9 protein-coding genes are annotated in these 6,799 nt (G+C 39.2%); 5 read left to right on the top strand and 4 right to left on the bottom strand.

Features of this window, described 5'->3' with window-relative positions:
- Positions 1-231: chloride channel protein (locus B2X72_RS10990; protein WP_286849610.1), on the top strand; the 231-nt coding region annotated here is incomplete at its 5' end.
- 240 nt (positions 232-471) lie between these two features.
- Here the strand turns inward: B2X72_RS10990 and mgtE are convergent.
- The 4 genes from mgtE to B2X72_RS10970 all read right to left on the bottom strand — a co-directional run bounded on the left by mgtE (position 472) and on the right by B2X72_RS10970 (position 3,810).
- Complete coding sequence (gene mgtE / locus B2X72_RS10985) at positions 472-1,788, bottom strand: magnesium transporter (RefSeq protein WP_286849608.1); 1,317 nt, start codon at positions 1,786-1,788, stop codon at positions 472-474.
- 171 nt (positions 1,789-1,959) lie between these two features.
- On the bottom strand, positions 1,960-2,670 hold the full coding sequence (gene pepE, locus B2X72_RS10980) for a dipeptidase PepE (protein WP_088162182.1): 711 nt from the start codon (positions 2,668-2,670) through the stop codon (positions 1,960-1,962).
- 89 nt (positions 2,671-2,759) lie between these two features.
- Positions 2,760-2,936, bottom strand: a complete 177-nt coding sequence (locus tag B2X72_RS10975) for a ribbon-helix-helix domain-containing protein (protein WP_088162183.1) — start codon at positions 2,934-2,936, stop codon at positions 2,760-2,762.
- 10 nt (positions 2,937-2,946) lie between these two features.
- Positions 2,947-3,810, bottom strand: coding sequence for an SPFH domain-containing protein (locus B2X72_RS10970; RefSeq protein ID WP_088162184.1), 864 nt, complete (start codon positions 3,808-3,810; stop codon positions 2,947-2,949).
- 97 nt (positions 3,811-3,907) lie between these two features.
- Here B2X72_RS10970 and B2X72_RS10965 point away from each other — a divergent pair, with 97 nt between their 5' ends.
- The 4 genes from B2X72_RS10965 to B2X72_RS10950 all read left to right on the top strand — a co-directional run.
- Positions 3,908-4,390, top strand: coding sequence for a DNA-deoxyinosine glycosylase (locus tag B2X72_RS10965; protein WP_145327022.1), 483 nt, complete (start codon positions 3,908-3,910; stop codon positions 4,388-4,390).
- A gap of 53 nt (positions 4,391-4,443) precedes the next feature.
- Positions 4,444-5,622 carry an AIR synthase related protein gene (locus B2X72_RS10960; protein WP_088162186.1) on the top strand — a complete coding sequence of 393 codons (1,179 nt, stop codon included), beginning with the start codon at positions 4,444-4,446 and terminating at the stop codon, positions 5,620-5,622.
- Between the two features lie 63 nt (positions 5,623-5,685).
- The gene (locus B2X72_RS10955; RefSeq protein WP_088163625.1) at positions 5,686-6,123 is read left to right on the top strand and encodes an ATP-dependent zinc protease; all 438 of its coding nucleotides are present in this window, start codon (positions 5,686-5,688) and stop codon (positions 6,121-6,123) included.
- A gap of 58 nt (positions 6,124-6,181) precedes the next feature.
- On the top strand, positions 6,182-6,799 hold a 618-nt coding region (locus tag B2X72_RS10950), incomplete at its 3' end, for a RimK family alpha-L-glutamate ligase (protein ID WP_286849607.1).

The raw sequence follows: 6,799 nt of genomic DNA, 5'->3' as shown, positions 1-6,799 counted from the left end.
CCACTTCCCATCAGCCTGCTGGCTGCCATGGGCTTTGTAGCTGTATTTTCAGGCGCTACAAACACCCCGCTCGCCTGTATTGTAATGGGTTATGAATTATTTGGGATTCAGCCTATTTTATTTATAGCAATAGCGTGTATAGTCGCTTTTTTATTTTCCGGAAAAAAAGGAATTTATATTGCGCAAAAAGGCGGTTTAAAGGAAAAATTATACCGCAGACTCAATTTATAAGCAGACTCACTTTATAAACAAGACAATGCGCTTTCAGCTTCTCAGTCTATCTCCTTGCATCCCATTATGAACTACTTCAAATAAAAACAAGATAGGGCAAAAAAACATGTCAAGAATAAGAGTGCAGACCACAATGAATGGATAGATGACTTTAATAAAGACACGAGAAAAATTTTTTGATAAAAAAAAGCCTAAATCATAAGTATGCTTTAGGCTTTTTTTAAAATCTTATCATCCGAACTATAGTAGTTTTCCATGCAAAAAGAATGCTGCAACAGTAAAATAGATAATCAATCCTGAAACATCCACCAACGTAGCTACAAATGGTGCTGATGCCGTCGCCGGATCCAATCCAAACCGACGTAGAATAAATGGAATAAACGATCCTGACAAAGTCCCCCATAAAACAATAAACAATAAGGAAACAGCAACCGTAAAACCAATTGAAATCCAATAAGGACCATAGTCATACAGACCAAGAAAATGCCAAGCCAATATCCGTAGGAATCCGATCGAACCCAATATTCCACCTAAGATTAAACCAGAAGAAATTTCGCGCTTCATCACGTACCACCAATCTTTCAGCTTTAACTCTCCGAGCGCCATGGCACGAATAATTAAAGATGCCGCCTGCGACCCGGAATTACCCCCACTGGATATAATTAAAGGAACAAATAAAGCAAGTACAACCGCCTTTTCCAATTCCCCTTCAAAAAATCCCATTGCCGAAGCTGTAAGCATTTCGCTAAAAAACAAGATGATCAGCCAGCCGGCTCTTTTTTGAATCAATTGCAACAAAGGAGTTTTAGTATAAGCCAGATCCAATTCTTCCATCCCCCCAAATCGCTGAATATCTTCTGTATCCCGATCTTCAATTCGATCCAACACGTCATCAAATGTCACAATTCCGACCAATACCCCTGCTTCTGTAATAATAGGCAAAGCACTTCGGTCATATTTTTGAAAAATCTCGAATGCCTCTTCCATGGGTGTGGAAGCCTTAATCGCGGCAAAATTGTAATCTATTAAGTCGGAAATCTTGGTAGAAGAATCCGATAGCAGTAATTGACCAATTTTCAAGTCATCGATCAACACATTTTTCTCATCAACTACATAAATAAAATTAAGCGTTTCGGCCTTCCTTCCAAACACCTTGATATGCCGAAAAACATCATCCACAGTATAATAAGGACGAACTTGCACATACATTGGCGTCATAAGCCGGGCAATACTATCCTCTTTATATCCGATCAGCTCCAAAGCCAGCTGCTTCTCGCGCTCATTCAATAGATTGATCAGATACTTGATCAGATCATCAGGCAATTCAGACAGTAATTCATTACGCGTATCCGGCTTCAAATTATTCAGCAATTCGGACAGTTCATGTTCCGTCATGGATTTGATCAACGTATATTGAACATCCATTTCAAAAAAAGAAAAGATCTCCAATCTATCCTCCAAAGGATAGTCCATAAACTGTTGATGTTGTTCTCCCTTACTTAAACGCGATATTTCTTCCGCGATATCGGCTGGGTGTAATGCTGAATTTTGTTCCATTGGAAGAATATTTTAATGGATTTAGCGCAAAAGTAGCTTATTTTGTATGATTTTCAACAATCTGAAAAACTATTTTTTCCAATGGGAATTGCTGCTAGTCTTTCGTAAAATCGTCTACTACTAGATTGAAGAGTACATTTGACTTGATATGCCCATGAACTTTACAATATCTTAAAAATTAATTAATCCAGGCGCTAGCTCCTCGGGCTCAAAACCAGCTTTAAATAGCCGGGCTGTTAAATTACCTTTCAGTTCTATATTTCCTTCATCTACATGCAACCAGCTCCCTTCACGCAAGCCTATGACTGGCTGAGGATTAAGCTGATGAAATTCCTGGATTCGCGTTTCCCTTGTCTCTCCTTTATGTGTAGAATTTGGATCCGGATCCAAATAATGTGGATTAATATTAAAAGGTAAGAAACCAAGTGCGTCAAAGCTAGGCGGATAAACAATAGGCATATCATTTGTAGTTCCTATTGTTAGTCCGGTCAAATTGGACCCCGCAGATGTACCGACATATGGAATCCCCTTTGCTACTTGTACACGCAATTGCTGTACCAAATCCAGCTCATACAAGGTTTTTAAGAGTAGAAATGTATTTCCTCCACCAATAAAAATAGCCTTAGCATCCTGAATAGCCTTCTTCATGTTATGAAACTCATGCAGCCCCCGAACCGTTATACCGCTATCTCTCAGTGCGTCCTGCACCTTAGCCGTATAACCATCAAACGAAATTCCTGATGGTCTCGCAAAAGGGACAAATAGCAATTCGTCTGACTGAATAAATTCTACAAAATCTTGCTTAATATAAGCTAAAAACTCACTACCATAGATCGTACTTGTACTTACGACCAATAACTTGTACGCTGGATTAACATTCATCTTTTTTTCGCTAAAACATTAAAATAAAAAGTACCCTTGGCTTTGTCGATTGCGAAGCCAAAGGTACAGTTTTCGTTCCTTACTCTATGCTATTTCTTATCGGTAGTCTTTTTTTCAGCACCCAATCTTTTATTTTCCTGCAGCGCTTTATGTAAAAGATATTCGATCTGCCCATTAACACTCCTAAACTCATCTGCAGCCCATTTTTCCAATGCTTTGTACATCTGGTCGTCTAAGCGTAGCATAAAGTTTTTCTTATCCGCCATTTCATTTCGTTTATTGGTACAAAGTACCTGTATTTACAATTGGTGTCGCCGCCTTCTCTCCACAGAGCACCACCATTAAATTGCTGACCATTGCTGCCTTTTTCTCGTTGTCCAACTCTACAATATCTTTCTCAGACAATTTATGCAAGGCCATTTCCACCATCCCAACAGCACCGTCTACGATCTTTGCCCTTGCTGCCACAATTGCTGCCGCCTGTTGTCTTTGAAGCATAGCACCTGCAATTTCGGAAGCATAAGCCAAATGACTGATTCTGGCCTCTTTAATAATAACCCCGGCTGGAGCCAAACGATCTGACAATTCTTGTTCAAGAATATGATTTACGGTATCCCCACCTTCGCGCAAAGTGATCTCCGCGCCTTCATCTTCCAGGTTATCATAAGGAAAGCTTCCGGCCAAATGTCTTACTGCTGCTTCACTCTGCGTGCGTACATAAGATGTATAATTACTTACATCGTAAGCAGCTTTATACGTATCACCTACCTGCCATACGATAACCGCTCCAATCTCGATTGGATTTCCCATCTTGTCATTTACTTTCAGTGTCTGTCCCTGTAAGTTATCGGAACGAAGACTCACTTTAATCGTTGAATACAACGGATTGACAAAAAATAATCCATTTTCCTTAACAGTACCTACATATTTTCCGAAGAAATTCAGCACACGAGAATGATTTGGATTAATAATCATCAATCCCTTTAAAATAAAAAAAGTAGCAATCATCAATATCACCCCCAGTACAACATACAGGGAACTTGCTTCGACATTCGCGAAGGAGAATATAGCTGCCACAAAGGAGACAACAGCTATCAATAAGGCTAAATAGCCAGACATTGGTTTAATTAGTTTTTCCATAATTTGTTAATATATATTTGATATCATTTTAATATCATAAATATACTATAATATTTTTCATATTTCAAATGAAAATTTAAAATTACTATTTTTGATTATGCGCAAAAGATCCTTTCTACCTTTAGTAAACTCCACGACAGAAATACTCATCCTTGGCTCTTTGCCTGGAGACAAGTCTTTGGCAGAAAATGAATATTATGCGCACCCACAAAATCGATTCTGGAAAGTAATCACCTCTTTGTTTAATGCGCCGGAACAAACAAATTATACGGAGAAGATAGATCTATTATTCAAAAACAACATCGGTCTTTGGGATGTTTGCGCAGAAGCCTCTCGTCCCGGCAGTATGGATCTAGCCATACAAAATGAAGTTCCGAATCAGCTTGTTGAACTGCTAGAAGCCCACCCTAAAATCACACAAATTATTTTTAACGGGCAAAAAGCGCACAGTTTATACTTAAAGCATTTCAACAAAAGAGAGGACATTATTTACAGATGCTTACCTAGCACAAGTCCAGCCAATGCGAAAAGTAATCTCGAAAATCTAATTAAACAATGGTGCGTAATAATAAGTGATTAAATTACACGAATTAGATTCGTTAATTCAGTCCTATTGCTTATTTTTGCCCTAAGATGTCAGATTTAAAATACAATCAACGAGGCGTATCCGCAGGGAAAGAGGATGTGCACAATGCGATAAAAAATATAGATAAGGGTCTGTTTCCCAAAGCATTTTGCAAAATAATTCCAGATATTTTGGGTGGAGACCCAGACTGGTGTAATATTATGCATGCTGATGGTGCTGGCACCAAATCTTCATTGGCGTATGTCTATTGGAAAGAAACTGGTGATATTTCAGTTTGGAAAGGTATCGCACAAGACGCAATTATCATGAATATTGATGACTTGCTTTGTGTAGGCGCCATCGATAACATTCTCTTATCCTCAACGATTGGCAGAAATAAGAATCTTATTCCTGGTGAAGTGATTGCTGAAATCATCAATGGTACAGAAGAGATTCTGGCGGAACTTCGGGAGTTGGGAATTGGCATCTATTCTACAGGAGGTGAAACTGCCGACGTTGGCGACCTTGTTCGTACCATCATTGTTGATAGTACAGTAACCTGTCGGATGAAACGTGAAGATGTTATTTCAAATCATCGCATCAAAGGCGGTAACGTCATTGTTGGCTTAGCATCGAATGGAAAAGCAACGTATGAACAGTCGTACAATGGCGGAATGGGTTCCAATGGACTAACTTCTGCACGTCATGATGTATTTAACAAAAAAGTAGCTGAAAAATATCCTGAAGCGTATGATCCAGCTGTTCCTTACGAACTAGTTTTCGCGGGGAGCCAAGATCTTACAAATGAAATCGAAGTTGAAACCGGAGAAAAAATAACTGCGGGTAAGCTTGTTCTTTCAGCGACACGTACTTATGCGCCTGTTATCAAACAAATACTAGACAAGTATCGTTCTCAAATTGACGGGATGGTGCATTGCTCTGGTGGAGCGCAAACAAAGGTCTTACACTTTGTGGATAATGTGCACGTCATCAAAGATAATCTTTTTCCGATCCCACCTCTTTTTGAATTAATACAGAAAGAATCCAATACAGACTGGAAAGAAATGTACAAAGTATTCAATATGGGACATCGTATGGAATTATATGTACCTGAATCGATTGCATCGGATATCATTGCTATTTCAGAATCATTCGGCATTCCGGCTCAAATCATAGGTCGCGTGGAAGAATCTACGGCTAAAAAAGTTACTATAACCTCTCCTTACGGAGAATTTATCTACGAATAAAAGATTTTCATCCCTGTCCCCTGCTTATACATGGGACAGGGCTATTTTTTCAATTTGGTATACATGAAAGAAAAACTTCTTGTGGGCTGGAAAGAGACCCTTGATTTACCTGAATTGGGAATATATGGTATAGAAGCAAAAGTCGATACCGGCGCTGCTTCATCGGTACTACACTGCAACTCGTACAAGGTAGTTAAGGAAGATGGTCAGGACTGGATTATCTGCGAACTTATCATTAATTTTGAAACCGAAGAGACAAAAACTTTAAAATTAAAGCTCTATAAAACAAAATTGGTTAAAAGCTCTTTTGGTCAAGAAGAGAAGCGATTTTATATCCGTACCACAGCAACATTGTACGACCAAGTGTTTGGCATTAAGATATCCTTTAGAAATCGATCCCAAATGACCTACCCTATGCTTTTGGGGAAAAATTTTTTATATAAAAGGTTTTTGGTTGATGTTTCCAAGGAAAATCTCTCCGTGAAGGCCTTGGCAAAATAAAAACAAATAGCCAAGCTATTTTGTTATCTTAGCACAAAATATACTCAATATACAAATCGTGAAAATTGCCGTATTATCGACAGTAAAGAGTTTATACTCAACTCGTCGTCTCGTAGAAGCCGCACAACAAAGAGGACACGAATGCGTTGTCATCGACCACAGTAAATGTTATGTAGGTATTCAACAAGGTAAACCCAGTATTCATTACAAAGGACAGGATCTGAGTGATATCGATGCCATTATTCCGCGGATAGGAGCATCGGTAACATTTTACGGATCAGCTATTGTTAGACAATTTGAGGTGATGGATGTTATTTCCGCTAATCCCAGCCAGGCAATTACGCGATCTCGGGACAAATTGAGGTGCCTGCAGATTTTATCCGGTGCAGGAATCGGACTCCCAATTACGGGATTTGCACGTACAGCCTCTGACGTAGACGACCTTATTAGCATGGTTGGTGGAGCTCCATTAGTTATCAAATTGTTAGAAGGAACCCAGGGTATTGGGGTAGTCCTTGCAGAGACAAAGAAAGCCGCTTCATCCGTTATCGAAGCATTCTACGGCCTTGGCAATAACATTTTGATTCAAGAGTTCATCAAAGAATCTAAAGGCTCTGATATTCGCGCATTCGTGGTGGACGGCAAAGTTGTAGGTGCAATGAAACGTACGGCAAAG

Origin of the sequence: Sphingobacterium sp. UBA7253, assembly GCF_002472745.1 — a bacterium.
GTDB classification, from domain to species: Bacteria; Bacteroidota; Bacteroidia; order Sphingobacteriales; family Sphingobacteriaceae; genus Sphingobacterium; species Sphingobacterium siyangense.
Note: the sequence above shows the minus strand (reverse complement) of the source record. Positions and strands in the feature narration are given on the sequence as shown.